Source organism: Rhizobium sp. YTU87027, assembly GCF_050644135.1.
Classification (GTDB): domain Bacteria; phylum Pseudomonadota; class Alphaproteobacteria; order Rhizobiales; family Rhizobiaceae; genus Rhizobium.
Genome location: NZ_CP098441.1, coordinates 138,151 through 163,382 on the forward strand (window position 1 = coordinate 138,151; position 25,232 = coordinate 163,382).

Annotated in this window: 26 protein-coding genes and 1 pseudogene; 7 read left to right on the top strand and 20 right to left on the bottom strand. The window is 60.0% G+C overall.

All coding sequences use genetic code 11. The features are described from left to right. Positions 1 to 30 precede the first annotated feature (30 nt). From NBG89_RS19425 to NBG89_RS19450, 6 genes are all read right to left on the bottom strand, one after another. The gene (locus tag NBG89_RS19425) at positions 31 to 702 is read right to left on the bottom strand and encodes a CBS domain-containing protein (protein ID WP_431323777.1); all 672 of its coding nucleotides are present in this window, start codon (positions 700 to 702) and stop codon (positions 31 to 33) included. A gap of 33 nt (positions 703 to 735) precedes the next feature. Continuing rightward, positions 736 to 1,233: a cytochrome c-type biogenesis protein gene (locus NBG89_RS19430; protein WP_431323778.1), complete on the bottom strand. Its 498-nt coding sequence runs from the start codon at positions 1,231 to 1,233 to the stop codon at positions 736 to 738. Beyond that, positions 1,230 to 3,218, bottom strand: coding sequence for a heme lyase CcmF/NrfE family subunit (locus tag NBG89_RS19435; protein WP_431323779.1), 1,989 nt, complete (start codon positions 3,216 to 3,218; stop codon positions 1,230 to 1,232). Before NBG89_RS19435 ends, NBG89_RS19430 begins: the two co-directional genes overlap by 4 nt. After that, positions 3,215 to 3,667, bottom strand: a complete 453-nt coding sequence (gene ccmE / locus NBG89_RS19440) for a cytochrome c maturation protein CcmE (protein WP_431321824.1) — start codon at positions 3,665 to 3,667, stop codon at positions 3,215 to 3,217. The genes NBG89_RS19435 and ccmE overlap by 4 nt, the downstream gene beginning before the upstream one ends. After that, positions 3,664 to 4,779 (bottom strand): c-type cytochrome biogenesis protein CcmI, encoded by a 1,116-nt coding sequence (gene ccmI / locus NBG89_RS19445; protein ID WP_431323780.1) that lies wholly within the window; start codon positions 4,777 to 4,779, stop codon positions 3,664 to 3,666. Before ccmI ends, ccmE begins: the two co-directional genes overlap by 4 nt. A 68-nt stretch (positions 4,780 to 4,847) precedes the next feature. Then, complete coding sequence (locus NBG89_RS19450; protein WP_431323781.1) at positions 4,848 to 5,573, bottom strand: response regulator; 726 nt, start codon at positions 5,571 to 5,573, stop codon at positions 4,848 to 4,850. A gap of 378 nt (positions 5,574 to 5,951) precedes the next feature. Between NBG89_RS19450 and NBG89_RS19455 the strand changes: the two genes are divergently transcribed. Further along, positions 5,952 to 6,290, top strand: coding sequence for a hypothetical protein (locus tag NBG89_RS19455; protein ID WP_431323782.1), 339 nt, complete (start codon positions 5,952 to 5,954; stop codon positions 6,288 to 6,290). Between the two features lie 220 nt (positions 6,291 to 6,510). Further along, entirely contained in the window at positions 6,511 to 7,956 is a 1,446-nt protein-coding gene (locus NBG89_RS19460; RefSeq protein WP_431323783.1) for a DUF4038 domain-containing protein, read from the top strand. Positions 7,957 to 8,043: 87 nt separating this feature from the next. Here the strand turns inward: NBG89_RS19460 and NBG89_RS19465 are convergent, their stop codons facing one another. The 10 genes from NBG89_RS19465 to ccoN all read right to left on the bottom strand — a co-directional run bounded on the left by NBG89_RS19465 (position 8,044) and on the right by ccoN (position 17,348). Next, positions 8,044 to 8,709 (bottom strand): Crp/Fnr family transcriptional regulator, encoded by a 666-nt coding sequence (locus tag NBG89_RS19465; protein WP_431323784.1) that lies wholly within the window; start codon positions 8,707 to 8,709, stop codon positions 8,044 to 8,046. A gap of 29 nt (positions 8,710 to 8,738) precedes the next feature. Next, positions 8,739 to 8,894, bottom strand: coding sequence for a cbb3-type cytochrome oxidase assembly protein CcoS (ccoS, locus tag NBG89_RS19470; RefSeq protein ID WP_088694157.1), 156 nt, complete (start codon positions 8,892 to 8,894; stop codon positions 8,739 to 8,741). Beyond that, entirely contained in the window at positions 8,891 to 11,167 is a 2,277-nt protein-coding gene (locus NBG89_RS19475) for a cation-translocating P-type ATPase (protein ID WP_431323785.1), read from the bottom strand. The genes ccoS and NBG89_RS19475 overlap by 4 nt, the downstream gene beginning before the upstream one ends. Continuing rightward, a complete protein-coding gene (locus NBG89_RS19480) occupies positions 11,164 to 11,649 on the bottom strand; it encodes a FixH family protein (RefSeq protein ID WP_431323786.1) in 486 nt (161 codons plus the stop codon). The genes NBG89_RS19475 and NBG89_RS19480 overlap by 4 nt, the downstream gene beginning before the upstream one ends. Beyond that, a complete protein-coding gene (ccoG, locus tag NBG89_RS19485) occupies positions 11,646 to 13,214 on the bottom strand; it encodes a cytochrome c oxidase accessory protein CcoG (RefSeq protein WP_431323787.1) in 1,569 nt (522 codons plus the stop codon). The genes NBG89_RS19480 and ccoG overlap by 4 nt, the downstream gene beginning before the upstream one ends. A 545-nt stretch (positions 13,215 to 13,759) precedes the next feature. Next, positions 13,760 to 13,945, bottom strand: coding sequence for a hypothetical protein (locus NBG89_RS19490; protein WP_088705397.1), 186 nt, complete (start codon positions 13,943 to 13,945; stop codon positions 13,760 to 13,762). 10 nt (positions 13,946 to 13,955) lie between these two features. Continuing rightward, a complete protein-coding gene (ccoP, locus tag NBG89_RS19495) occupies positions 13,956 to 14,819 on the bottom strand; it encodes a cytochrome-c oxidase, cbb3-type subunit III (protein WP_431323788.1) in 864 nt (287 codons plus the stop codon). A gap of 1 nt (position 14,820) precedes the next feature. Next, positions 14,821 to 14,973, bottom strand: a complete 153-nt coding sequence (locus NBG89_RS19500) for a cbb3-type cytochrome c oxidase subunit 3 (protein WP_088705395.1) — start codon at positions 14,971 to 14,973, stop codon at positions 14,821 to 14,823. A 9-nt stretch (positions 14,974 to 14,982) separates the two neighbouring features. Then, positions 14,983 to 15,717, bottom strand: a complete 735-nt coding sequence (ccoO, locus tag NBG89_RS19505) for a cytochrome-c oxidase, cbb3-type subunit II (protein WP_431323789.1) — start codon at positions 15,715 to 15,717, stop codon at positions 14,983 to 14,985. A gap of 8 nt (positions 15,718 to 15,725) precedes the next feature. After that, on the bottom strand, positions 15,726 to 17,348 hold the full coding sequence (gene ccoN / locus NBG89_RS19510; RefSeq protein WP_431323790.1) for a cytochrome-c oxidase, cbb3-type subunit I: 1,623 nt from the start codon (positions 17,346 to 17,348) through the stop codon (positions 15,726 to 15,728). A gap of 237 nt (positions 17,349 to 17,585) precedes the next feature. Here ccoN and NBG89_RS19515 point away from each other — a divergent pair, with 237 nt between their 5' ends. Together NBG89_RS19515 and NBG89_RS19520 are read left to right on the top strand one after the other, a co-directional pair. Further along, positions 17,586 to 18,317, top strand: a complete 732-nt coding sequence (locus tag NBG89_RS19515) for a Crp/Fnr family transcriptional regulator (RefSeq protein WP_431323791.1) — start codon at positions 17,586 to 17,588, stop codon at positions 18,315 to 18,317. Between the two features lie 25 nt (positions 18,318 to 18,342). Next, on the top strand, positions 18,343 to 20,268 hold the full coding sequence (locus tag NBG89_RS19520; protein ID WP_431323792.1) for a PAS domain S-box protein: 1,926 nt from the start codon (positions 18,343 to 18,345) through the stop codon (positions 20,266 to 20,268). Positions 20,269 to 20,450: 182 nt separating this feature from the next. On the opposite strand, the pseudogene NBG89_RS19525 reads toward NBG89_RS19520, so the two are convergent. Continuing rightward, positions 20,451 to 20,599 (bottom strand): annotated as a pseudogene (locus tag NBG89_RS19525) (LysR family transcriptional regulator); the annotation flags it as partial. A gap of 41 nt (positions 20,600 to 20,640) precedes the next feature. Beyond that, positions 20,641 to 21,510, bottom strand: coding sequence for a Hint domain-containing protein (locus NBG89_RS19530; protein WP_431323793.1), 870 nt, complete (start codon positions 21,508 to 21,510; stop codon positions 20,641 to 20,643). Between the two features lie 286 nt (positions 21,511 to 21,796). Between NBG89_RS19530 and NBG89_RS19535 the strand changes: the two genes are divergently transcribed. Genes NBG89_RS19535 through NBG89_RS19545 form a run of 3 tightly spaced genes read left to right on the top strand, consistent with a single transcriptional unit; the run spans position 21,797 to position 24,438 of the window. Continuing rightward, positions 21,797 to 22,240 carry a pseudoazurin gene (locus tag NBG89_RS19535; protein WP_431323794.1) on the top strand — a complete coding sequence of 148 codons (444 nt, stop codon included), beginning with the start codon at positions 21,797 to 21,799 and terminating at the stop codon, positions 22,238 to 22,240. 60 nt (positions 22,241 to 22,300) lie between these two features. Beyond that, positions 22,301 to 22,828, top strand: a complete 528-nt coding sequence (locus NBG89_RS19540) for a YcnI family copper-binding membrane protein (protein WP_431323795.1) — start codon at positions 22,301 to 22,303, stop codon at positions 22,826 to 22,828. Positions 22,829 to 22,845: 17 nt separating this feature from the next. Next, positions 22,846 to 24,438 (top strand): copper resistance CopC/CopD family protein, encoded by a 1,593-nt coding sequence (locus tag NBG89_RS19545; protein WP_431323796.1) that lies wholly within the window; start codon positions 22,846 to 22,848, stop codon positions 24,436 to 24,438. 114 nt (positions 24,439 to 24,552) lie between these two features. Here NBG89_RS19545 and NBG89_RS19550 read toward each other — a convergent pair whose 3' ends face one another. Then, positions 24,553 to 25,044: a hypothetical protein gene (locus NBG89_RS19550; RefSeq protein ID WP_431323797.1), complete on the bottom strand. Its 492-nt coding sequence runs from the start codon at positions 25,042 to 25,044 to the stop codon at positions 24,553 to 24,555. A 1-nt stretch (position 25,045) separates the two neighbouring features. Next, complete coding sequence (locus NBG89_RS19555; protein WP_088694100.1) at positions 25,046 to 25,201, bottom strand: hypothetical protein; 156 nt, start codon at positions 25,199 to 25,201, stop codon at positions 25,046 to 25,048. Positions 25,202 to 25,232 lie beyond the last annotated feature (31 nt).

Genomic DNA, 25,232 nt, shown 5'->3' on the forward strand with positions numbered 1-25,232 from the left:
GCGGTTACCGCCGGCTGGTTGTCCGCCACGTCATTCGTTTGCGGAGGGCGTGACGCGGAGCCGGTCGCGGTATCCACCGATTCCGAGGCTCTCGACCAGAACCTTTATGGCCTTGCGCTTAAGATCCGATTCAACCTGGCCATCTACGGTCACCTGTCCGTTAGCGACCGACACCTGAATCTTCTGAGGCGTCAGCCCAAGGTCGGCGCGCAGCCTGGTTCGAATGGCAAGACGAATGGATTCGTCTTCTCGTGGCAGTGTTACGGACGGCGTTTCAACGATTATGCGCAAGATGTCGCGGCGGCTGACTATTCCTACCAGTCTGCCGTCCTCGACGATCGGCAGCCGCTTGATCCGATGCGCCTGCAGGCTTTCGGCGATGTCCGACACTTCGCTGTCCGGCCGCGCGACGATGACGTCCTGAGACATGACGTCCGCGACGCTCCATCCATGGCTGCAGATATAGCGCTCCAGATCGATTTCCGAGATGAGTTCGGCGGACCGAACGGCGCGCGGCGCAAGTCGTATCTCTCTGCGCAGGAGAAGGTCGCCTTCGGTAAGCATGCCGCAAACTCGGCTCTCGTCATCGACGACGGGAAGCCCGCTGATATTGTTTTGGATCATGACCGCGACGGCGTGGCGCACACCGACTGCTGGGCTGATTGAGACGACGTTCGTGGTCATTATGTCCTTCGCCTGCATGGTCCTGCCCCTCATTATCTTGTTATGCGTCAATCAGGATAGAGGCTCGGCATCGGCCCGGCTTTGATCTCCGTCAAACTTCGCGGCGAGCAGGCGCTCTAGTTCGGCGTTCTCCTCATCGCTGAGCACGACGACGGTCTTGCCCCTCGTTCCCCTTGCAACGGCTACGAGGACTCCGGAAGCGACCCCGGCAAGCAGCAGGGGTCCTGCCCACAGCAAGATCGTTCGTGCGTTGACACGCGGCTTCAGCAAGACGAACTCGCCGTATCGCGAGACGATGTAGTTGATCACCTGCTCATCGGTGTCGCCATCGGTGAGCCGCTCGCGCACCAGCAAGCGCAGGTCTTTGGCGAGCTCGGCATTGGAATCGTCGATCGACTGGTTCTGGCAGACCATGCAGCGCAGTTCCGCGGAGATCGCCCGGGCCCGCGCCTCGAGCCCAGGATCGGCCAGAACCTCATCCGGATTGACGGCAAAGGCCGGCGTGGTCGACAGAACGACCGCCAGTACGACGAGGAGGCGCCTAATCATTCCGCCGGCTCCATGGCCGGGCGCGCCGGCTTTGCCCTGCGGCTTGGAGCCCCGACCCGCAGGCGCCGGTCGCTCAGCGAAACGAACCCGCCAATCGCCATGATCACCGCGCCACCCCAGATACAAAGGATGAAGGGCTTCCACCAGATGCGCACGACGATGCCGCCGTCGTTCGTCGGATCGCCGAGCGACAGGTAGAGTTGGCTGAGGCCGAACGTCACAATGCCGGCTTCGGTCGTCGGCATCTGCCGCGCCGTGTAGACCCGTTTGGACGACCAGACATCGGCAACCTCGACGCCGCCGCGGCTGATGGTGAAGTGACCGCGCTCCTCGCTGTAGTTAGGGCCTGTGGCCGGCGTCATGCCGTCGAACCGCACGGAATAGCCGCCGGCGTCCACGGTCTGGCCGGGCTTCATCTCGACGACATGCTCGGTTTCGAAGGTGGTCACCGCGACGATGCCGAGGACGGCAACGCCAAGCCCGGCATGCGCGAGCGCCGTGCCGAAAGCCGAGCGCGGCAGTCCGGCAAGACGCTTCCAGGCAACGGAAGCCGCAACCTTGCCCACGCCGGCGCGATACCAAAGATCAGCAAGCGCCCCGAAAACCAGGAATAGCCCCGCGGCCAGCCCGACCACCGCAAGCACCGGCCCTCCATGCTCGACGTAAAAGAACACAACGGCCGCAATGAAGGCCAGGATCGCGACCAGATAGAGCCGCTGGAAAACAGCAAGCAAGTCGCCGCGCTTCCAGGCCAGCAGCGGGCCGAAGGGGACGATGACCAGCAGCGGCGCCATCAAGAGCCCGAAGGTCATGTTGAAGAACGGCGGTCCGACCGAGATCTTGTCGCCGGTGATGGTCTCCAAAAGCAGCGGATAGAGCGTGCCGGTCAGCACCGTGCCGCAGGCCACCGTCAGAATGAGGTTGTTGAGGACGAGCGCCCCTTCGCGCGAAATCGGCGCGAACAAGCCGCCGGCCGACAGGAGCGGGGCACGGAATGCGAAGAGCGACAGCGACCCGCCGATGAAGACAAGCAGAATGCACAGGATGAAGATGCCGCGCGAGGGATCGCTGGCAAAGGCATGCACCGAGGTCAAAACCCCGGAGCGCACAAGGAAGGTGCCCATCAGCGACAGCGAGAACGTCAGGATGGCGAGCAGAACCGTCCAGATCTTCAGCGCCTCGCGCTTTTCCATGACGAGCGCCGAATGCAGAAGCGCGGTGCCGGCAAGCCACGGCATGAAGGATGCATTCTCGACCGGATCCCAGAACCACCAGCCACCCCAGCCGAGCTCGTAATAGGCCCAGTAAGACCCCATGGCGATGCCGAGCGTCAGGAAGGTCCAGGCAGCCAGCGTCCACGGCCGTACCCAGCGCGCCCAGGCGGCATCGATACGCCCTTCGAGAAGGGCTGCCACGGCGAAGGAGAAGCAGACCGAGAAGCCGACGTAACCCAGGTAGAGCAGCGGCGGATGGATCGCGAGGCCGACGTCCTGCAGGACGGGGTTGAGGTCCTTGCCCTCGGCTGGCGCCGGATCCAGGCGCATGAACGGGTTGGACGTGAGCAGGATGAACAGAATGAAGGCGACCGAGATCCAGGCCTGCACGGCAAGGACATTGGCCCGCAGCGTGTCAGGCAAATTGCCCCCGAAGGCAGCAACCAGCGCGCTGAACAGCGCCAGGATCAGCAGCCAGAGCATCATCGAGCCTTCGTGATTGCCCCATACGCCGGAAAACTTGAAGAGCAGCGGGACCAGCGAGTGCGAGTTCTCCCAGACGTTTTCGACCGAGAAGTCCGAAACCACATGGGCATAGGTCAGGACGGCAAAGGAGAAGGCGACCAGTGCAAACATCGCCACGGAGCCGACGGAGGCGACGTCCATCATGGCGCGGTCGAGGCGTCTTGCACCGATGACCGGAACAACCGAGATCACAAGCGCCGTCGCCAGCGCGAGAATGAGAGCGTAGTGGCCGATCTCGATGATCATTGCGCCGCCTCCCCTTCCTTCCAGAGCCCCTGCGCCTTCAGCTTGTCGGCGACTTCCTTCGGCATGTACTTCTCGTCGTGCTTGGCAAGCACGGTATCGGCGGTGAAGACGTCGCTGCCCGCCTCGAAGCGGCCCTCGGTCACGACGCCCTGACCTTCCCGAAAGAGATCGGGCAGAATGCCGGTATAGCGGACCCTCACAAGGTCACCCGTCGCATCGGTGACGGCAAATTGCACTGTCGAGCCCTCGCCCCGCACGATGCTGCCCTCGCCGACAAGGCCGCCGAGACGGATGCGCGTTCCAAGCGGCACCGGATTCTTTGCAATGTCTGCCGGCATGTAGAAATAGGCAACCGATTGGCTGAAGGCGAACATGACGAGCAGCACCGCGGCGAGGATGAAACTCATGCCGCCAGCGATGATTGCCAAGCGTTTCTGCTTGCGCGTCATCTGGTTGTTCCTTCCATGGAAATGCCAAGCTCGCGCCCAAGCGATACGAGTTCGCCGCCTTTTTCGCTGTCTGCCGGAAACGCTGTCAGTCCTCGTTTGAGCGCCGCCAGCGCCCGTCCGTCCTCTTTGAGGACCGCGTAGGACCTGATCAGCTTCAACCAACCGTCGAGATTATTCGGGTCGGCGGTCAGCCTCGCATCCAAACTGTCGACCATTTTCCGGATCATCTCGGGTTTTGGATCAGGGCGCATCGACCCGGCCGCTGCCGTGTCGGTCTCTTCGGGTCCTTCAATATGAGGGCCGCCGTTTACGGCGATGTGTTCCCTTACAAGCGGCATCCAAGGAGCCGTCATTGGCGACGTCGCAGCAAGCGCTTCGAACGCCTGTCGTGCACCGACTTTGTCGTTTGCCTGCTCCAGCGACAGCGCAAGGTAGAACCGCGCCCGCGGATTTTCGGGCTCAAGCGCGAGCACCTGGCGCAATACGGCCTGCGCCTGTGTGGTCACAGTGCCTCCCGATTGCGCCATCAATGATTCTGCGAGACCGTCGAGACGCGGAACGCCTGGCCCCAGAATCCGAACGGCGTTGCGGTAGGCGTTCTCTGCATCACCCGCTCTGCCCATCTTGAGCAGAACCGGGGCGATCACATCCCAACCACGTCCGTCGGCGGGGTCCTGAGCGAGGTGCTGCTCGGTCTTTTGAATGAGGATCGCAACGTCCTGGCCGGGATTTCTCAAGCGAGCCTGCAGCGGTTGCGAAGGTAGCGCCGGCGAACCAATGGCGACATACACGCCGATACTCAAAAGCGGAAGCAGCGATATGATTGAGACCCTGAGCCACACATGGCTTCGCGGCCACATCGCCTGCTTTGGCGCCTTGTCCTTGGCCCTGAGAAGACGGCGGGCGGTTTCAGCGCGGGCGAGTTCATACTCGCTTGGCGCAATCTGCCCGGCTTCCTTTTCCTGTTCGAGCTCGAGAAGCTGGTTCCGATAAACCGTGGACGCGATTTGCGTTTCGCCTGGCCGCCGGGAGCGACCGCCGGAGGCCAGCGGGTGAAGAAGTGCTGCTGTTGTTGCGGTCGTGATGACCGCGAAGAGAATCCAAATAGCCATTGTCTTTAGACGCCTTTGTGCGCCCGGAGACTAGCGGAGTTCATCACCCGAACATTGATGCGGATCAATTACTGACGACTTAGGCGACCCGTGAACACATATCCAACCCCACGGACCGACTGGATCAGAGCCGGCGCCTTCGGGTCCACTTCGATCTTCTTGCGCAGTCGCACGATCTGGGCGTCGATCGCCCTGTCGAAGGCTTCCAGGTTTCGGTTTCTTGTCTGGTCCATGAGCGTCTCTCGCGACAATACGCGGCCGGAATTGCGAACGAACACCAGAAGCATGTCGAACTCCCCCGTGGTGAGAGGCACGTCACCGCCGCTCGGAGCGGTGAGCCGTCTGCGAGCGAGATCCAGCCGCCAACCGTCGAAGAGGAGGCTTTCCTCATCCTCGGCCGGAGCGCGCGATGGAAGCGTCGCCGACGTGCGTCGACGCAAGACGGTTCGTAAGCGGGCCAGAAGTTCGCGCAGATGAAACGGCTTGGCTATGTAGTCGTCGGCGCCCACTTCCAGTCCGACAACCTTGTCCGTGACGTCGTCCTGGCCTGTCAGCATCAGCACTGGCACGTCGGACGTATTGCGAAGCTCCCTCAATAGCTCCAGGCCGTTTTCTCCATTCGGAAGGACGAGATCGAGGAAGACCGCGGCGTATGTTGCCTTCGCGAGTTCCGCGCGCATGGCGGAGCCGTTGCTCACGGCATGCACTCGGTAGCCGTTGTCCTCGAAGTAACGGATCAGCATCTGCCTGATCCGGGCGTCATCATCGACTACTAGAATGCGATCGGATTCCATTTCGCTCAATCGTCCCGCTGCGAACTTGCAACGGAGAAATAGCGCAGGATTTTTGCCAACGCCACAGGCAGGATTGCAAATCCAAAGTTAGGAATGGAAGCTCGACTGCCGGTCGCAGTCACCCTTAACCTTTCGATGGGTGGCTTAAAATCCCTCGATTCCGGTCATACGGTTTCGATCCGGTCGCTCGCACCATATTGAAATTATTTGCGAAATCACCTGTCTTCCTTATCAGGACTCTGAAATTGGAATCTCCTCTTGGCCCTATGATTGGCCCTACAGAGCGCTTCTTTCATCAGCGCGGATCTGTGCAGGGTTCTCGACAAAGCGGCCTCATCGATCTCCGTAACCTCAGGACTAAGCCAAAAATTCGCAATAATGGCGTCACGTGTTCAAGGCGGAATCTCCTTTGGCGACTTCCAGGCTATAAACCAGGCCCGACCGTCAGCGCAAAAAAAAGCTGCGCAATGCGTCTCCAAAGACAATACCGCCTCGACTGTCTGGGCCGTCACAGCGTATCGCTCGAAGACCAATGAGGAATGTCTTCGGGGCAACGGACTGAAAACAGACATCCATCAGAAGAAACCGAAGGGCAAGCCAATGCCGGAGGCGATGTCGCGCCAATGGCTGCCGCTCGAAGGGTTCGCTCTGCCGTCGAGCATGTCTTTGCCGATCCAGGCGTCAATGCCCGCGATCTATGTCTTTCTGATGATGTGAACAGCTTCAAAAGGATCGGCTCGCCGGGATCCGCACCGACAAATAGGCAGCTTGTTCCGGCATCACATCTACGCAACAGTTCCTCTCCAACTGAATTGGGTCAAAGAGGGCTGTCGTCGGCCGGTTGTCTCTTTACCTGGCGAACCGATGATGGGCGAAATCGATGACGGGCGCTTTGGCGCGCCGGCAGAGATGGTCATGTTCGCATAAGGCGCGCCAGATGTCGGGAGCAAAGGCCATTATGAAAGGCAAGGTCGCGGTGCGGTTCGTGCTTGCGCTATCGCTGGGTTTGGGTGCGTTATCGGCAATATCGGGTAATCAGGGGACCAGGGCCGCCAGCGTTCACACCGTGCAGAAAGATCGCCCTGTCGATATCGAGACAGTTCTGCCAGGAATTGGCGTGGTCATCCCACAGTTCCCTCTGAAGATATCGCAGAACCAACGATACACGGTCGATTCGGCGGGTACGCCCTTTCTGATTAACGGCGACACGGCCTGGTCGTTGATAGCCCAGCTGAAGCGAGAGGATGTCGACGCCTATCTGCTCGACCGCAAGGCGCGGGGGTTCAACGCAATACTGGTGAACCTGATCGAGCATCGCTTCGCCACCAATGCGCCGGCAAATGCCTATGGCGACGCGCCGTTCCTCGCACCGGGCAGATTCGATATGCCCAACGAGGCCTATTTCGCCTATGCGGACTGGATCGTCGCACGTGCGTCCGAACTCGGACTGCTGGTCTTGCTGGCACCGTCCTACACCGGCGCCGGCGGCGGGTCGGAGGGATGGTACCAGGAAATAAAGGCGGCCGGCGCCGAGAAAATGCATGCCTATGGCAGGTTCGTCGGAGCCCGCTACAGCCGCTTCCGGAATGTGCTCTGGGTCATCAACGGCGACACCAACCCGCCGGATCTTGATCTCGTGCGGGCGGTCGCCAACGGCATTCAGGAGACTGATCCGGACGCGCTGCAAACCTCGCACAACGCGAACGGGACGGCCGGTGCGGATCTCTGGGGCAGCGAGGCATGGCTGAAGCTGAACAATGTCTACACATGGGATCCGGTCTTTCCGGAAGCGAGAGACCAATATCTGAGAAAGCCAATCCTGCCCTTCTTTCTCCTTGAGAGCCAATATGAAAATGTACCCGGTATCTCGACACAGAGGCTGAGGGGGCAGGCTTACCAGGCATTGCTGACCGGTGCATCCGGTCAGATATTCGGAAATTCGCCCATCTGGTATTTAGACGGAACCGATGAGTTTCCCGTGCCCCGGGGCTGGAAACATGCGCTGGACAGCCAAGGCGCTCGCAGCATGACGCAACTGCGGGATCTTTTCTCGCATGTGCAATGGCAGGATTTTGTGCCTGATGTCGACAATGAATTTCTGGTCGGCGGGATCGGAAGCGGTCAAAAGCGCAGTGTCGCAGCACGTTCACCGGATCGCCTGACGGCGCTTGTCTACATCCCTGAAGACCGATCGATCACTTTGAATATGGGGCAGTTGGAACGGAAGCAGGTTCGCGCGATCTGGTGGGATCCTGTCAAGGGGCGTGGCTTCGAAGCGAGCGGATCACCCCTTCGCGCGAAAAGGCTCGAATCGTTTCGCGCTGGGGCGGAAAACAGCGGTGGTGATGGCGATTGGATCCTGATTCTCAAGAATGAAGATTAGAGGGGCGAGGAAAGGGCGGCGGCCATTACGACGACATCGATCAAGGTCAATCACCTCTAGGCGACTTTGCGGTGATAGTTCGCGATGCTAACAGGCGTCTTTCAATAGGCTCACGCTCTCGACGTAGATGTTCTTGCCTTTGACGGCGACGCCCAATGGTGCCAGTGCGGCAAACGCGCGCGAGAGGGCTTCGGGGGCCAGACCCAGCTTTCCCGCCAGTATTCGTTTCTGATAGGGCAGGCGCAATGTGACACGCGAAACGGAAGGTGGGCATCGGGCGACGAGGTAGTTGGCGACCCGCTGGGCCGCCGTGTGAAGCCGATCTCCTGCAATGCAATCGAGCGCGCCGAGGAGATGTTGCGCCATTATGTGTATGATGTTTCGTTGAATACCATGATGCTGCTGCGCGAGTGATCGCAAGCGCTTGAGATCGAACATCACGATTTCCGTAAACTCGGCCGCCCAGGCACCATGTGCGTATGTGGCGCCGCCGGCAACGAGGTATTCCCCGAAGACGTCTCCGGGTTCGCAGATGGAGACATCGGCTTCGCGGCCGGCCGATTCCTTCTTTGTAAGGCGTACGAGCCCGCTGGTGACGCAGAAGATGAACTCGGCTTTCTGGCCCTCTTCGACGATTTGTTCGTGGGGAGAGAATGTTCGCACTTCGGCCAATGCCGATAGCGTCTCCACCGTTTCTTGATCCAATCCTGCGAGCAACTCGGATCGCGAAAGCACGGGATTTCTTGCAAGCATCGTCCTTCCTTTCCTGCGTGAGGCAACCGTTATGGTGTCGGTTCGTTTTCATCGTCCGCGAGCACACGCCAGGCGGCACCCTGAAGGTCCTCGTACTGGCCGCTTTTAAGCGACCAAAGGAAAGCAAGGAGCCCCATACCGCCCATCAGCAGCGCGATCGGGATCAGGTAGATCAACATGTTCATGCTGCATTGACCCCTCTCGTCGTCGTTATCGTTCGTTCTCGACGCTGGCGCATGCCGAGTGTGTTTAGCCGCAGTGCGTTGGTGACGACGATGATCGAGGAGGTGGACATCGCCACCGCGGCGAGCAGCGGCGTTGCATATCCTGCGATCGCGATCGGAACCGCCAACGCGTTGTAGCCAATCGCGAGGGCGAAGTTCTGGCGAATGAGCTTCGCAGCTTGTTTCGCGACCGCGATAGCCTGGGGCACGGCCTCCAGCCGTTCGTTGAAGAAGACCAGATCGGCGGCCTGGCGACCGATGTCGGACGCCGTGGCGGGAGCCATCGAAACGTGGGCTGCAGCGAGCGCCGGGGCGTCGTTGATGCCGTCGCCAACCATCAGAACCCGATGGCTATCGGCACTGAGCCGTTGGCACTCTTCAACCTTCTGCTGTGGCGCGAGAGTACCCAAGGCCTTGTCGAGACCCAGCACCAAAGCCGTGTTGTCGACTACGCTCTGACGGTCGCCCGAGACGATCACCGTTTCATATCCGCGCAGCTTGAGCTCATCGACGGCTTCCCTGGCACCCGGTCGAAGTGTGTCCTCAAAGAGGAAGCGGGCCTGGACTTCGCCGTTTCTCGACAGCACGACCTCGGAAAAGGGGCTGTCATCACTTGGCGATGCCGAGGTGGCGTCTGCGAAGGCCGCGTTGCCCAGTCGATAGGTCTCGTCTGCACGAGAAGCCTGAAGGCCGCCGCCGGGAATCTCGCTCACCCGATCGAATGGCATCGGAGCCGGCCCCCCGCTTCGCGCAAGGGCCTGCGACAGTGGATGGCGCGAATGAACCGCCAAGCCCTTGGCTTTCGCGATGAACGTCTCATCCAAGGCCGTGGTCGTAACAAGCCGTGGCACACCGATGGTCAGCGTGCCTGTCTTGTCGAAGGCAACCGTGTCGACCTCTGCCAGTCTTTCCAGCGCCGAGCCATCCTTCACCATGACCCCTTTTCGGAAGAGTTCGCCCGCAGCGACGACCTGTACAACCGGGACTGCAAGGCCGAGTGCGCACGGGCAAGTGATGATAAGAACGGCCACTGCGACCAGCATCGCATGCTTCCAGTCGCCGCCGAAAAAGCCCCAGGCGAGAAATGAGACAAGCGCCAGAAGGTGGACTGCCGGCGAGTAGAGGGACGCAGCCCGGTCGGCGATGCGGCGGTAGCGAGCGCGGCCGCCTTCGGCCGCTTCCATCAGATTGATGATCTCTGCGAGGAGGGAGTTCTTTGCAAGTTTTGTCGCACGCACGACGAGCGAGCCAGTCAGGTTCATGGCGCCGGAGCTGACCTGGCTCCCGCCGGCGACGGCCACGGGGCTGCTTTCGCCGGTAACGATGGAGAGGTCAATGTCGCTTTCTCCGCTGATGATCATTCCGTCGACCGGAATGCGCTCCCCGGCCGCGATCGCGATTTCGTCACCAACCGCTATGTCCTCAATTGGAATGTAACGCCGTGATCCGTCGGCCATCAGCTGCAGCGCCCCGCGGGGAGCCAGTCTTGCCAAGCCATTGATCGCCGCGCGAGCCTTTTCGCGCATCATGTGATCGAGGGTTCTTCCAATGAGAAGAAAGAACAGCAGCGAAACCGATGCGTCGAACCACGCGTGCTCGCCGTGGTGCATGGTCTCCCACAGCGAAACCGCGTACGAGAGTGTGACCGCCAGGGAAATGGGCACGTCCATGTTGGTCCGCCCGTGCTTGAGCGCGTTCCATGCCGACCGGAAGAAGAAGCGCCCGGCGTAAACCAGGGCTGGGGCCGCGATCAACGCGGAGATCCAATGGAACATGTCACGAGTCGCGGCGTCCGCCCCCGACCACACCGAAACCGACAGCAGCATGATATTCGTGGCTGCGAAACCGGATACTCCGACGGCAAGCAGGAGCTGATTCCTCGTTGTGTCATTTTCCGAGGCGATGGGGGTGAAAAGATGCGCCCGATATCCGGCTGCGTTGATTGCAGAGATGATCCCAGTCGGATCTGTCGTTTGCTTATCAGACTCCTGCCGGTAAATGCACGTCACTCGCCGAGAGGTAAGGTTTACCCTTGCCTTTGTAACGTAGGGGAGCGCCGATAACGCCCTCTCGATAGTCGAAATGCACGCACCGCAATGGACGTCGGGGACGCTGAGGTCGAGCTGGCGGAGGCCGTCCCCCAGCGGGTGGCTTGCAAGCGCGATCTCCTCGGCGCTGAACGCTGTCTCGCTCATTGCCAGCACGCTCTCGGCATTCAGGTCGCAGCATGTCATTGGCCGAACCCCGCCGTGTCGATGCGAGCCGCTTCATGCATGACGATGGCGTCGCCCTTGCGCGAGATCACCTCAACGATCCAGTCGCCTGACGCGAGGCGATGGCGCGCTTCGAACCGTCCTTCGCCCACCTTGCTGAACGGCAGCTGGAAGTCCTCGTGGTCGCCGACCGGGCGCTTGAAGTTCGCGGTGACCTCGTCGACCGCTGCAGGAGACCGATCCCTATTGCGGATGTCATAGTGGATCACGTCGTCCTTCAGCGAGAGTTCACCGACAATGCCCGATGCCGCCATCGCCTTCATGGCCTCGGCCTTGCGGTTGAATTCCTGGCTGGCGACGTAAGTGTTCTCCACCACCAGACCGCTCCAGCTCGACGATGCGAACCAGGCCATCGTAACGTTGACCCCAATGACGACCGCGAAGAAGGCGGACGTGACGAGAAGCATGTGTCGGCCAGTGAAGCCTTGAGCGCGAGTGGTCATTTGACGTCTCCTGGGGCGTTGAAGGCGGCGCGGTAGGTCGCCCGATTGGAATGGTCGGCGTCCTCGATGACGAAAAGGAACTCGTTGACCGCGGCCCCCGTCTGCTTGCGTGTGACGAATACCTTCAGCGAGGTGGCGACGTCGGGTTGAGCGTCCACCGTGAAGCTGCGGGCATCCTCTTTGCCGAATTCAGGGATGCGCATCGTCGCCCCTTCAAGACCGGAAAGGCTGACCTGTACTCGCTTGGGCTGCGGCACCATGTTCAGGATGCGGAGCGTGTAGCCATTTCGGATCGAACCGTCGCTCTCCAGCACATACTGAGGGTTTCGGTCATGGACGACATTGAGTTCGAGTCGGTCCCGCAATGCCAGATGCACGAGCATGGCAATGCCAATCAACGACCAGACGACCGCGTAGAACACCACTCTCGGACGAAAGATGATGCGCCAGTTGAAGTGCCGGATCGCCTCCACGAACGTTCCGTCGGCATTCCGCACTTTGGTGGGCTGGACCTGTGTGCGTCCGTTGTCGGTGGCAAGGGCCATGTTGCTCGCATACTCGCTGAGGGTGGCGTATGCGATCAGTCCGCGAGGCTTGCCAAGTTTGTCCATGACCCCGTCGCACGCGTCGATACAAAGAGCGCAGGTGATGCACTCCATCTGCTGGCCGTCTCGAATGTCGATCCCCATGGGACAGACGGCTACGCAGGCGTTGCAGTCGACACAGTCTCCGACGGCTGTTCCGTTGATCTGGGCCTTCTTTGCGTGACGCGAGCGGGTTTCACCGCGCCAGTCGTTGTAGGTCACGACCAACGAGTTCTCATCAAGCATGGCGCCCTGAATGCGCGGCCAGGGGCACATATAGGTGCAGACCTGCTCGCGCATCAGGCCGCCAAGCACGTAGGTCGTTGCCGTGAGGATAGCGACGGTCGCGTAAGCGACGGCAGGGGCCCGTCCGGTAAACAGTGAAGAAGCAAGGCCAGGCGCATCTGCGAAATAGAAAATCCAGGCTCCGCCCGTGGCAACGCCAATGACGATCCAGATCGCGTGCTTCACAACGCGCTTTCTAATCTTGTCGAAGCTCCATGGCCCGGCGTCGAGCTTCATTCTGGCGTTGCGGTCGCCTTCGATCGCGCGCTCGACGACCAAAAACAGATCGACCCAGACCGTTTGAGGACAAGCGTATCCGCACCAGGCGCGTCCGACTGCGGACGTCACCAGGAAGAGGCCAAAACCGGCCATCACAAGCAGGCCCGCTACGTAGTAGAATTCCTGCGGCCAGATTTCGATGAAGAAGAAGAAAAAACGCCGTGACGACAGGTCGACCAGAATGGCCTGGTCGGGGGCATACGGGCCACGATCCCAGCGGATCCACGGCGCGAGATAGTAGATGCCAAGCGTGATAAGCATCACGATCCATTTGAACCGACGAAATCGACCTTCAGCTCTTTTGGGAAATACTTTCTTTCTGGCGGCGTAGAGCGGCTGACGGTTTCGGCGGGCGTTGACGGGCTCGGCATTCAACCGTTCGATATTCTCGGGATCTGGCGCGGTATATAGGTTCATGGGAGGTGTCCGAATTTAACCTGCCCGTTCTTGCAGCTTCTCGACCACCCTTCCTTGACGCAGATCAAGAACGGGCAATTCGTGAAAAAAACCGCGCTCTGGAGACGCGGCCTTAACGGAACTGGACAAGCAGCGCAGAACGGCCTTTGGGCTTGTTGTTCCTTGAGCCACATCAACGGTGCGGAGCGACCGGAAAAAGGAGGGCCACGCCTTGGAGAGAGGCGGCGTGGCCCGGAAGATCCGCGGGGGAAGAAGATCCGCGACAACCTCCACTGGACGGCAGGAGTCTTAGAGGTTGGTGTGGCTGCCGTCTTTGAGATAGGTCAAACCGCCAGGAGGTCGCCTAGCGCGGGACGTGTCGCAGTTGGTACGCCGGACCCGGATCGCGCCGTGCGCGGTATTTTTCCGTAGTTTGCCGGCCCTTCGAAGGCGGCGACTGGCGGCAGGGCGATCGTCAAAAAAATGGCCGCATCCGAGGAGATGCGGCCCAAAGTCTATACTGGGAGAGGATGCGCGCTCACATCCTCGACTGGACAGGCGCCACTTTAGCGGCTTGTGGTCTTGTGATCTTTGAGGCAGGTCAAATTCACAATCGAACTGCCGATCTTTTCGGGGTCGTCCTGTTCACTGACAGGCGGTGCCGTTTTCGCGCGTGCCGATACGCGCGAATGGATCACGGCGCGCGGAGTGCCGTAGAGACCGAGGAGTGGGTTGTGATCGTGGTTTGTCATTGTGACCTCCTTACGTCCCGCCGCCCAACGAGTGGACGAAGACTGTGAGCTCTTTCACCGTGGTCTCCCCCAACCTTGCGGACCAAGCGGGCATCATTCCGTGTTTTGGCGAATTGACCTGACGGATGATTGCATCTTCACCACGTCCCTTGAGCCAGATCGCGTCGGCGAGATTGGGGGCGCCCATATCGACCTTGCCTCTCGCGTCCTCTCCGTGACACGCGGCGCAGTTGTCGGCAAACACCTGCTTTCCAGCTTCAGCGAGCTCCGGCTTGGATGGAGTGTTGGTCAGCCCCCACACGTAAGCTGCGACCTGTTCTGTCTGCGTTGCGTCCAAAATCTCCTTGAACGCCGGCATCTCCGAAACATGGGTATCGGCGTCCGCATCGAAGCGAATTCCGTGCGCGATTGTCTTTTCAATCGAGTCGAGATCGCCGCCCCATAGCCAGTCGTCGTCATTCAGGTTGGGGAAGCCTGGGCCACCACTTGCTCCGGAACCGTGGCAAGGGGCGCAGTTGACCTTGAAGGCCGATGCCCCGCCTGCAATAGCGAACTCGCGCAAGCCTGGATCCGCATCGATTTCCTGTACGGTCTTCGTAGCGATCATGTCGTGGAACTTCACCTGGCCCGCCTTCGCCAGGTCGAGGTCCTGCTGAAGCTCGGCGCGGCTCGAAAAGCCAAGAAGTCCCTTCGTCGTCGAGGTGATCATCGGGATCGCAGGGTATGCGACGGCATAGCCGATGGCCCACAGAATCGTTGCGTAGAATGTCCACACCCACCATCTTGGCATCGGGTTGTTCAATTCGCGGATGCCATCCCATTCGTGTCCGGTGGTTTCGACGCCGCTGACTTCATCGATATGTTTTTCCGACATCTCAATCATCCTTCAAGGGAATATCGGCGGCCTCTTTTGCCGTCTGCTTGCTACCCGGACGAAGCGTGAAGACGACCGCGCCTACGAAAAACGCGGCCATTGCCACGAGGCCCCAACTATCGGCGAAGTGCCGCATTGCTGTGTAAGTTTCCATCAGATCACCTCAACGGTAGCCGGTCGCATCGTCGTAGGTCGAGAAGTCGACCAACGTTCCGAGCATCTGCAGATAAGAAACGAGGGCATCCATTTCCGTGAGCCTGGCAGGGTCGCCGTCGAAATCGCCGACCTTCGCCTTCGGGTAGCGAGCCAGGAGTTCCGTCGTGTCCGCGTTCGGATCCGCCTGTGCCTTCATGTCGGACTCGGCGTTCGCAAGCATGTCGGCGGTGTAGGGAACGCCAACGTCTTCGTTGGCCTTCAGATCCATTCCGACGTCCTTGACGGTTATCTCCTGCTCCTTGAGGAAGGCATATTTCGGCATGATCGACTCGGGAACGACGGCCCTTGGATCGGAAAGATGCTGAACATGCCACTCGTTCGAGTAGCGTCCACCAACACGGGCGAGGTCCGGACCAGTACGCTTCGAACCCCACTGGAAGGGATGGTCGTACATCGACTCGGCCGCCAGCGAATAGTGTCCGTAGCGCTCCACTTCGTCACGGAACGGCCTAATCATCTGGCTGTGGCAGAGGTAGCAGCCCTCACGGATGTAGATATTCCGCCCGGCCAGCTCCAGCGGCGTGTAGGGACGCATCCCCTCGACTTTCTCGATCGTGTTCTGCAGGTAGAACAGCGGTGCGATCTCGACGATGCCGCCAATACTGACCACGAGAAGCGAGCCGACGAGAAGCAGCGTGGCGTTCTTTTCGAGGATTTGGTGTTTGTCTAATATCGATGCCATTTTTCACCTCACTCGGCAGGCTGTGCCTGGGGCACGTAAGCGGTCGGGATAGCGGCTTCGTTGCGAATGCGTCCACGGATCGTCATGAAGACGTTCCACGCCATCACGATGCCGCCTGCCAGGTACAGCGTCCCGCCAACTGCGCGCAGCACGTAGTAGGGGATCATTGCGGAGACGGTTTCGGCGAAGGAGTAGACGAGGAAGCCCTGAGAATTGTACTCGCGCCACATCAGACCCTGCTGAATGCCGGCAACCCAAAGAACGGCTGCGTAGATGACGATGCCGAGGGTGGCGAGCCAGAAGTGCCAGTTTACCATGCGCAGGCTGTAGAGCCGGTCTCGTCCCCAGAGCTTGGGCGTCAGGTAGTAGACCGCTCCGAAGGTAATCATACCCACCCATCCGAGGGCACCGGAATGCACGTGACCGATTGTCCATTCGGTATAGTGGCTGAGCGAGTTGACGGTCTTCACCGACATCATCGGGCCTTCGAAGGTCGACATCCCATAGAAGGCGATGGCGACGATCATCATGCGGATGATTGGGTCGGTTCGGATCTTGTCCCAGGCTCCCGAGAGCGTCATCAGGCCGTTGATCATGCCGCCCCAGGAAGGCATCCACAGCATGACGGAAAACACCATGCCGAGTGTCTGCGCCCAGTCGGGCAGCGCGGTATAATGGAGATGGTGCGGGCCGGCCCAGATGTACATGAAGATCAGCGCCCAGAAGTGAATGATCGACAGGCGGTAGGAGTACACGGGACGGTTGGCTTGCTTGGGAACGAAGTAATACATCATCCCGAGGAAGCCCGCGGTCAGGAAGAAACCGACGGCGTTGTGGCCGTACCACCACTGTGTGAGCGCGTCCTGCACGCCCGAAAACGCGGAGTAGCTCTTCGCCCCGAGGAACGATGCTGGAACCGCAAGGTTGTTTACGACGTGAAGCATCGCAATGGTCACGATGAAGCCGAGATAGAACCAGTTCGCGACGTAGATATGCGGTTCCTTGCGCTTCAGGATCGTTCCCAGATAGACGACGAGATACGCGACCCAGACAACCGTCAGCCAGATATCGACGTACCATTCCGGCTCGGCGTATTCGCGTGCCTGGGTGATGCCCAGCACATATCCGGTCGCCGCCATCACGATGAAGAGCTGGTAGCCCCAGAAGACGAACCAAGGCAGAGTGCCGCCGAACAGGCGCGCGTGACAGGTGCGTTGTACGACATAGAACGAGGTCATGATGAGAGCGTTTCCGCCGAACGCGAAAATGACCGCGGACGTATGAACAGGACGCAGCCGTCCGAAATTCAGATACGGCGCGATATTCAAGTCGGGGAAAGCCAGCTGCAGCGCGATGATCACGCCGACGAGGAAGCCGACGACGCCCCAGAAGACCGTCGCGATCAAGCCATATCGAATGACCTCGTCGAAGTAGCCGGAGGCCTCGACCTTTGGCACCCTGCCCGCCGGTGAGAAATCCAGGTTCCTCATCAGCAGTACGGTGCCAACGAGAAGGCAGAAGGAAAGTATGCCCATATGGACTGCAAAAAGATGATCGTGGGCGTAGGCTGCACCCAGCAATGCTAGGAATGCCCCGACTGCGACCACCATCGTTTCTGTTGTGTACTTCATAGTGTCGTCCCCAGTGCGCAGACGACCGCTTTGCGGCCGGCTCTCTCGTACTTTGCGGGAAGGACTGTCACGGGCTCGAGATTGGCTCCTTGATCTAAATCAACGACGCCTCACTTTCGGTCGAAACATGGTGCTGTTACAAACTGTTACAAATTCTCACCCTTTGGAACCATTCGATCATTCCTGTGTGACTCGACGACGGTCTAGTGCCCTCATCAACCGAGAGGGGACGCGACGATGCTGATGCCGAACAACACCGCTTTTGAACACGCGGAAGCAACACATGACCGAATGAATGGGGCGCAGTCCCTCTCGTCCCTCTTCATGACGTCTGCGACAGAAACCATTGCGGCCGGAAAGGCGATCTGCTGGGAGGGCGACGCGGCCAAACATCTCTTCCAGGTTGTCGAAGGCGTCGTACGTCTCCACCGCATAATCGGCGAAGGTCGTCGCGTGATTACCGCGTTCCATTTCCCGGGCGATCTCATCGGAGCGTCGCTTCAAAGCGCCTTTCTCTTTACGGCGGAGGCAGTCAGCGATTGCAAGATCCGGCGTGTATCGCGCAAGAGCTTTCATGATGAAATCGCTCGCTCCGACGCTCTGCGCCCCGTCTATATCAACCTGCTCTGCGAGGAGACCGCTGCGGCCAACGACCAGATGGTCCTTTTGTCGAAGCTTAATGCGGAAGAGCGTCTCTGCAGCTTTATTGTCAAGCTCGCATCACGCAGCGAGGCCAAGATGCAAAACGGCCTGCTTCGCGTCCCGATGAACCGCCAGGATATAGCGGACTACCTCGGACTTACGATCGAGACCGTCTCCAGGACGATTACCAAGCTCGCCGCGCGCAACATCGTCGTGCCGGAAGGACGGCACGATCTCCGAATCGTTAATCTTAGCCGTCTGGTGCAGTTGTCGGGGAATGGAGATGATTTCTCGGACAAAACCTGCCATAGCGTCAGTCTGCACTAATGCCATGAACCCAGCAGGTAAAGCCATGCCGCATCGCCTCATATCGCCGCGTACTGCGTCGTCTCAGGAACTGGACGCCTTGGTGCACGTGCTCGATGGTGCGGACATCATCGTTCATCGTCTCGAGGGGGCCATCACACACTGGTCGATCGGCTGCGAGAACATGTATGGCTGGGCGCGAGAAGAGGCCGTCGGCGAAAATGTGTACGAACTCTTGGCGACGCAGTTTCCAGAGCCCGTCGACAGTATTCATGCGCAGTTAAAATCTCGCGGATTCTGGCAAGGCGAAATCATTCACCGCCACAAGAGTGGTCACGACATTCATGTCGCAACCCGCTGCGTGCTGGTGAACCTGACCGATGGCGATCTGGCCGTCATTCAAACGAACAGCGACGTCAGCGCCCTCAGACGGGCCCAGGACGCGGTAAATGCACGCGAGGCCCACTTGAGCTCGATCCTGGACACGGTTCCGGATGCCATGGTTGTTATCGACCACAGGGGCAACGTCCTCTCCTTCAGCAAGGCGGCCGAGACGCTCTTCGGCATGTCAGCCGAAGAAATCTGTGGCCGCAACGTCAGTAACTTGATGCCCAATCCTTACCGTGACGCTCACGACGGCTATATCGACCATTATCTGACGACCGGCGAAAAGCGGATTATCGGCTACGGTCGCGTTGTCACGGGCCAGCGAGCCGACGGATCCCAATTTCCGATGGAGCTTCACGTCGGCGAAACGACGGCAAATGGGGAGCGGATATTCACCGGCTTCCTGCGCGACCTCACCAGCCGCTTCAGGATCGAAGAGGATCTCCGTCAATCCCAAAAGATGGAGGCGGTCGGTCAGTTGACCGGCGGTATAGCCCACGACTTCAACAACCTTCTGACCGTCATCAGCGGCAACCTTGAAATGATCGAGGACAAGCTCCCGCCAGGCCAGCTTAGAGATATCCTGAGGGAAGCCCAGGGTGCCGCCGCTGATGGTGCGAAATTGACGGGACAGTTGCTGGCCTTCGGGCGGCGTCAGCCTTTGAATCCGAAGCCCGCGGATCTTGGACAGCTTCTGACCGGCTTCTCGGATCTTCTAAGAAGAACCCTCGGGGAAAACATCAAGTTGTCGACCGTTATCTCCGGGTCGGGTCTGAACGTGCTCGTGGACAGTTCGCAGCTTCAGAACGCAATTTTGAACATCGCGTTGAATGCTCGAGATGCGATGCCGAAGGGCGGAAGTCTCACCACCGAAATTTCGCGCGTGCACCTCGATGCCGACTACGCCAAGATGTATCCGGAAGTGCGCAGTGGCAATTTCGTGCTCGTCTCGATGACCGATACCGGCACCGGCATGTCCGAGGAGGTTAAGAAGCGCGCCATCGAGCCATTCTTCACGACGAAGGGAGTGGGAGCCGGAACCGGCCTCGGCCTCAGCATGGTTTATGGCTTCGTGAAACAGTCCGGTGGTCACCTCCAATTGTACAGCGAGTCTGGACGCGGAACCACGATCCGCATCTATCTGCCCGCCATGAGCAGTTCGGGATCACAGGAGCGCAGTCAGGCATCGGAGCCTGTTGAAAGCCCCCTCCCCCAAGGGACAGAACTGGTCCTGGTTGTCGAAGACGATCCGCGCGTTCGGCGCGTCGCCGTCGCGAGGCTGTCCTCCATGGGATATTCGGTTCTGGAGGCAGAAAACGGACGCCGCGCTTTGGAGGTCCTGCAGGCAAACGACAACATAGCTCTGCTGTTTACCGACATCGTGATGCCCGGCGGAATGACCGGTGATGAACTCGCCCGCGAGGCGCGAGACCTTCGTCCTGAAATGGCGGTCCTCTTCACGTCGGGATATTCAGAGCCCGGCTTGGTCGGACAGGACGGCGTTCCTGGAGCTCAGTGGCTGCGCAAGCCCTATACGGCGCGCGACCTGGCGGCGAAAATACGGGAGCTGCTCGATGCCAGCTAATGCTGACAAACCTGACTTTGCACGAAATCCGCCCTGAACAGCCAAGCAACGTCGCGGCGATCCGCCAGGTCACCAAGGCGGCCTTCGCGCCGATGCCATACAGCAGCCAGACAGAAGCGGAAATCGTCGACGCGCTGCGCGAAGCTAACGCTTTGACAATTTCGCTCGTCGTCATGGAGGACAGCGCCGCTGCGCGGTTGCACCAACCGCCCATACCGGCCCGCGCGGCTGCGGTCAGCCCGCTGAGGCTGCCGCAAGTACAGACGATCCGCCAGGCGGTCTGGCTTCGGCCCAGCGCTTCAGGCGCGATGCTGCGCGTAACGCTCGGCGGGGTAGTTTTGGCGCTCGACGGCGCGGAAAGCCTGCAGCTGGTCAGACCGACAGCTCTTTGGCGCGGGCGTTGATCTGGTCGCAGGCATCCCCGAACGGATCGCGCATCGGCACCAGGAGCGAAGCGCCAATGAGAAGAAGCGCTTTCAAGTGCGCCCGGCCGCCTACCTCGCCCAGCACCGTCGCATAAGGTGCCATGGCGGTGTGCTCATCACCGGCATACAGGTGCTTGTACTCGGCAAAATTGGAGAAGTTCTCGTGATTGCTCTCCGAGGGACGGAAGCTCTCGGCCGCGGCACCTTCGGCAAGGATGACTTCGTGGGTACCGAGCAGGACAGCATAGTACTCGATCGACGTGTCGTCGGCCGGAACGACCGGCGCGATTGTCGTGCCGTTCACGAGATCCCTCACGCGGATCAGAACGCCATTCAAAAACAGCGCATGGCCGGGCGACAGGTAGAGATCGGAATGCGGTGTGCGGCTATCCAGCGCGTGGCGGGAAACCCGGATCGGCACAACCCCTTCCTGCCAGCGCTGGCCGCTCTTCTTGAAGACCTGGCGGCCGACCCACTTGACGGGACGGGCGCTCCCGTCCGGAAGGGCAACATTGTCGCCGACACGCAAATCCTCGACAGGCTTTTCGCCGCAATCCGTGAGGATCGCCGTCCCACGCAGGAAGCACCGCGCGCCGCCGTCACCGCCACCAGAACCTCCCTGCCCACCGGAGCCGTTCCCGCCTCCACCGGAGTGACCCCGCCCCCAACGCCGGCCCATCGCGCTCGCGGGAGACTTGGAAACTGCCGCCGCCAACGCCGTGAGGCTGGCGAGCCGAGCACCGGCAGCTGCGGCCACGCCTAGAAAATGTCTTCGCGCGGTATTGCGGGGCAGCTGCGGATCTTCCTTGGATGACATGCTGGCAACCTCTGAAAAGAGTAACACTAGCCCATACTATAATAAGTTGTTGTATTTCATGGAACTTCGCACAATTGCTCTGACCCCTACTGAAAAGGGCGTAGGTAAGGCAATCCTTCCGCATCGCTCTTCCTCTTGCGCCTAGAGTAATCACGCGACACAAACGCGATTTCTCAATCTGCGACAGGTTCGTCTCTCAGTTTGACGAGCGTCAAAGATCATCCGCGTGAGGTGTCCTAAAAGCGTTCTTGAGGCCAAGACGACCTCGAGAACAGGAGATATGCAAATGCGTTTGAAGTACGGTCTGATTGCTGCAACGGCAGCCTTGATAGCTTCGACGGCGCCGTTGATGGCTGCTGACCATCAGGTTCAGATGCTCAACAAGGGCACCGCCGGCGCTATGGTATTCGAGCCCAGCTTCGTGAAGATTGCTCCCGGCGATACGATCACTTTCGTTCCAACCGACAAGAGCCATAACGTCGAGACCTTCAAGGGGCTCATCCCGGATGGTGCGGCCGAGTTCAAGTCCAAGCCCAGCGAACAGTACCAGGCCAAGTTCGATCTTCCCGGCGCCTACGTGGTCAAATGCACGCCACATGCCGGCATGGGCATGGTCGCCCTGATCCAGGTCGGCGATGCGCCCGCCAATCTCGATGCGATTAAGACTGCCAAGGTACCGAATATGGTTCGCAAGCGCCTGGACGCCGACCTCGCGCAGGTGACCCAGTAACTAAAATCTGCTGCGGGTGGCGGCTTGACTGCGCGCCATCCCGCACGATGGAGAAATCTCATGATCCAGCAAGTCTCACTGGCTGTCGTGGCGGGGCTCTTCGCCGTAGGCGCGGCCCATGCCCACGCAACGCTTGAGCAAAGCCAAGGCATTTCCGGCAAGGGCTATAAGGCGGTTGTCCGCATCGGACACGGCTGTGAAGGCAAGCCGACGATCAAGGTTCGGGTCAAGGTTCCCGAAGGTCTTTTGTCCGCCAAGCCGATGCCCAAGCAGGGGTGGACAATCGAAAAGATCAAGGCGACCTACGAAAAGAGCTACGATCTCTACGGCAAGCCCGTCAAGGAAGGTGTGCGCGAGATCGTGTGGAGCGGCGGTAGTCTGGCTGACGACGAGTACGACGAGTTCGTCTTCCGCGGCACGGTTGCCAAGGAGCTCCCGCTTGGCACGCGGATCTATGTCCCTATTGTCCAGGAATGCACCGACGGGGCTTCCGAACGATGGATTGAGATTCCGGCTGCCGGCAAGACGTCCGACGATTACGAGAAGCCCGCGCCGTATTTCGACGTGGTCGAGCAGCCCCGCTCCTAGCATGCGAGTAGTCGCCCATGCGCTCAAAGGCTCTCAACTGGGCGACATCGCTCCTTCAACCGGCAGCATTTCTGCTGATGCTTGCATCGGGCATGCTCCTGCCGGCTAACGCACATGCCCATGCCGTCCTCGTCAGCTCGTCACCGGCCAGCAATGAGACCCTCGCGACGCCAGCAGGGGCCGTGCGGCTTCAATTCAACGAGCCTGTGCGGGTCATCCGGGCCGCCGCCAGAGACGCCGATGGAGACAGTCAGAACCTGACTGCGGACCTGTCCGGGGCGACCGTAACGCTCCGTCTTCAAGATCCGATCGAGCATGGCTCGGTGATCATTAGCTATCGCGTCGAATCCGAAGATGGGCACCCCATCGGCGGGTCCCTTGTATTTCACGTCGGCGCTCCCTCCACCTCCGCGGCGGCAATGCCTCAGAGCGCGACGTCCGCCCTGGCTGTCGCGATATGGGCGGTACACACCATCTCTGTCCTCTACTTGGCGATCGTCGTCGGCGGAGCGCTCTTCAACCGTTGGCTGGATCCCGACCGCGTAACACCGGTACGGACAGTCGCCACGGTCGTTTCTGGCGCCGTTCTGCTTGTGGCGGGACTATATCTGCAGGGCCTCGACGAGCTGGGCGGCGGCCCGGTGTATGCTGGGCTTGAACCCTTGGCGACCGCCGCTCAGGGCAATGGCATGGTTGCGGCTGCGCTCGCTTTGTTGTCGATCGTGCTGACTTCGCTCCCGATCCGATCCAACCGTCGAGCCGCTCTCGCCGTGGCCGTGCTTGCGATGGTCACCGCGTCAGCTGCCTTTGCCTTTACGGGGCACTGCAACGTCGTCGAACCTCGCTGGCTTGCCAGGCTATGCATAATGCTTCACGGCGCCGCCTTGATGTTCTGGATCGGAAGCCTGCTTCCGCTTTGGAGGCTCAGCAAGACCCGTGTCAGCCAGCGACCGCTTCTTCGCTTCTCGCGTGCCATCCCCGTGCCATTCGGCCTCATGCTGGTGGCCGGCGCAACGCTTGCGTTCATTGAACTTCCGGAAATTTCGCACCTCGTTTCCTCCCTCTATGGTCGGGTACTCGTTTTCAAGGTGGGTCTTGTCGCTGCCTTGTGTGTTCTGGCCGGCTACAACCGGTTCTGGCTTACCAAGCCGGCCTTGGCGGGAAATCCAGGGGCCACAGTCCGGCTCCGCCGAAGCATAGCTTGCGAAATCGTGTTGGCGATTGCGATCGTTGGCGCAGCGTCGCTTTGGCGCTTTGCGGGGCCGGCTCCATCGACAGCCGAGCAGCCAAGCTTTTCTGTGCATCTGCATTCTGCGCAAGTCATGGCTCAGCTTGAGCTATCCCCGCAGCCTGCCGGCACGGCGAACGCACGGGTCGTCCTGATGGGTCCCGATTTTGGATCACTCGAGCCGCGCTCGGTATCCCTTCGCCTTATGAATCCGGACGCCGGGGTGGAACCGATCAAGTACCCTCTTGCGAAGTCGCCAGAAGGCGGCTGGCAGGCAGACGTATTGTCTCTAAGTGACCCAACAGGATGGAAAGTGGATGTTGAGGTTTTGATAGACGACTTTACGTCCGCGCACCTTGAGGGGAGCCTGCTCACTCAGTAGCAGGCGCTGCGCAGAGAATTCTTAAAGGGCATCCATCGATTTGGCGGCGGTGCCACGGACCCTGGACAGAGAGCCTGATACGGGGAGAGTTCCGATAGCTTGCCTGAGATGCAATCATGCCGCCTCCGTCGCTACGGTCCCCGTTACAGGGTTACTGCCAGCGGTCGCCATTGCCTTTTTGATCAGGCCCATAATCTCCCGCTCGGAGCGAATATGCCGGCGCATCGAGCCGAAGAACGAGCGGAGCTGATATCCAACTGCGTCCCAAGAGAGCGCACATCTTCCCTCTTGTAGCGAAAGAAGCGTTTCCACGACGTCCTGGGCTGCGTCGTAGTCGAGGAGCCTGCTGGCGCGCCGACGCTCATCGGCATCCCTGAACTCTTCGTGGTTCATGATCAGCCCAAGGCCTGGGCAGAGAAGTCGTTCCTCAAGCTGATGGCTTGTGGCCAGAAGCGGGACAAGCCCAACGGTTATGGTCTCGCACAGTCGCTCGTCGACATGGCAAGGAAGAAAGTCCGCGATCGCTTCGAGAAGATCGCACCACGAGATGAGCTGCCCATAGCAGGCCTCGAGATCAGAGAAGGCGTTCGATGTCATATCTTTCATTTCACCTCTGCAGGAACAGGCTTGCGGCGATCGCGATCGCCGCGATGACGGCCGACACGACGCCGGTTCGCTGCAGCACGCCCATGCGGTAAAGGGTAATCGCAAACAGAACGATCACCGGGGTCGCTATCGAGAGTCCTATCTGTGCGTCTGTCATCACTGTCTCCTTTGCGGCGACCATAGACGCG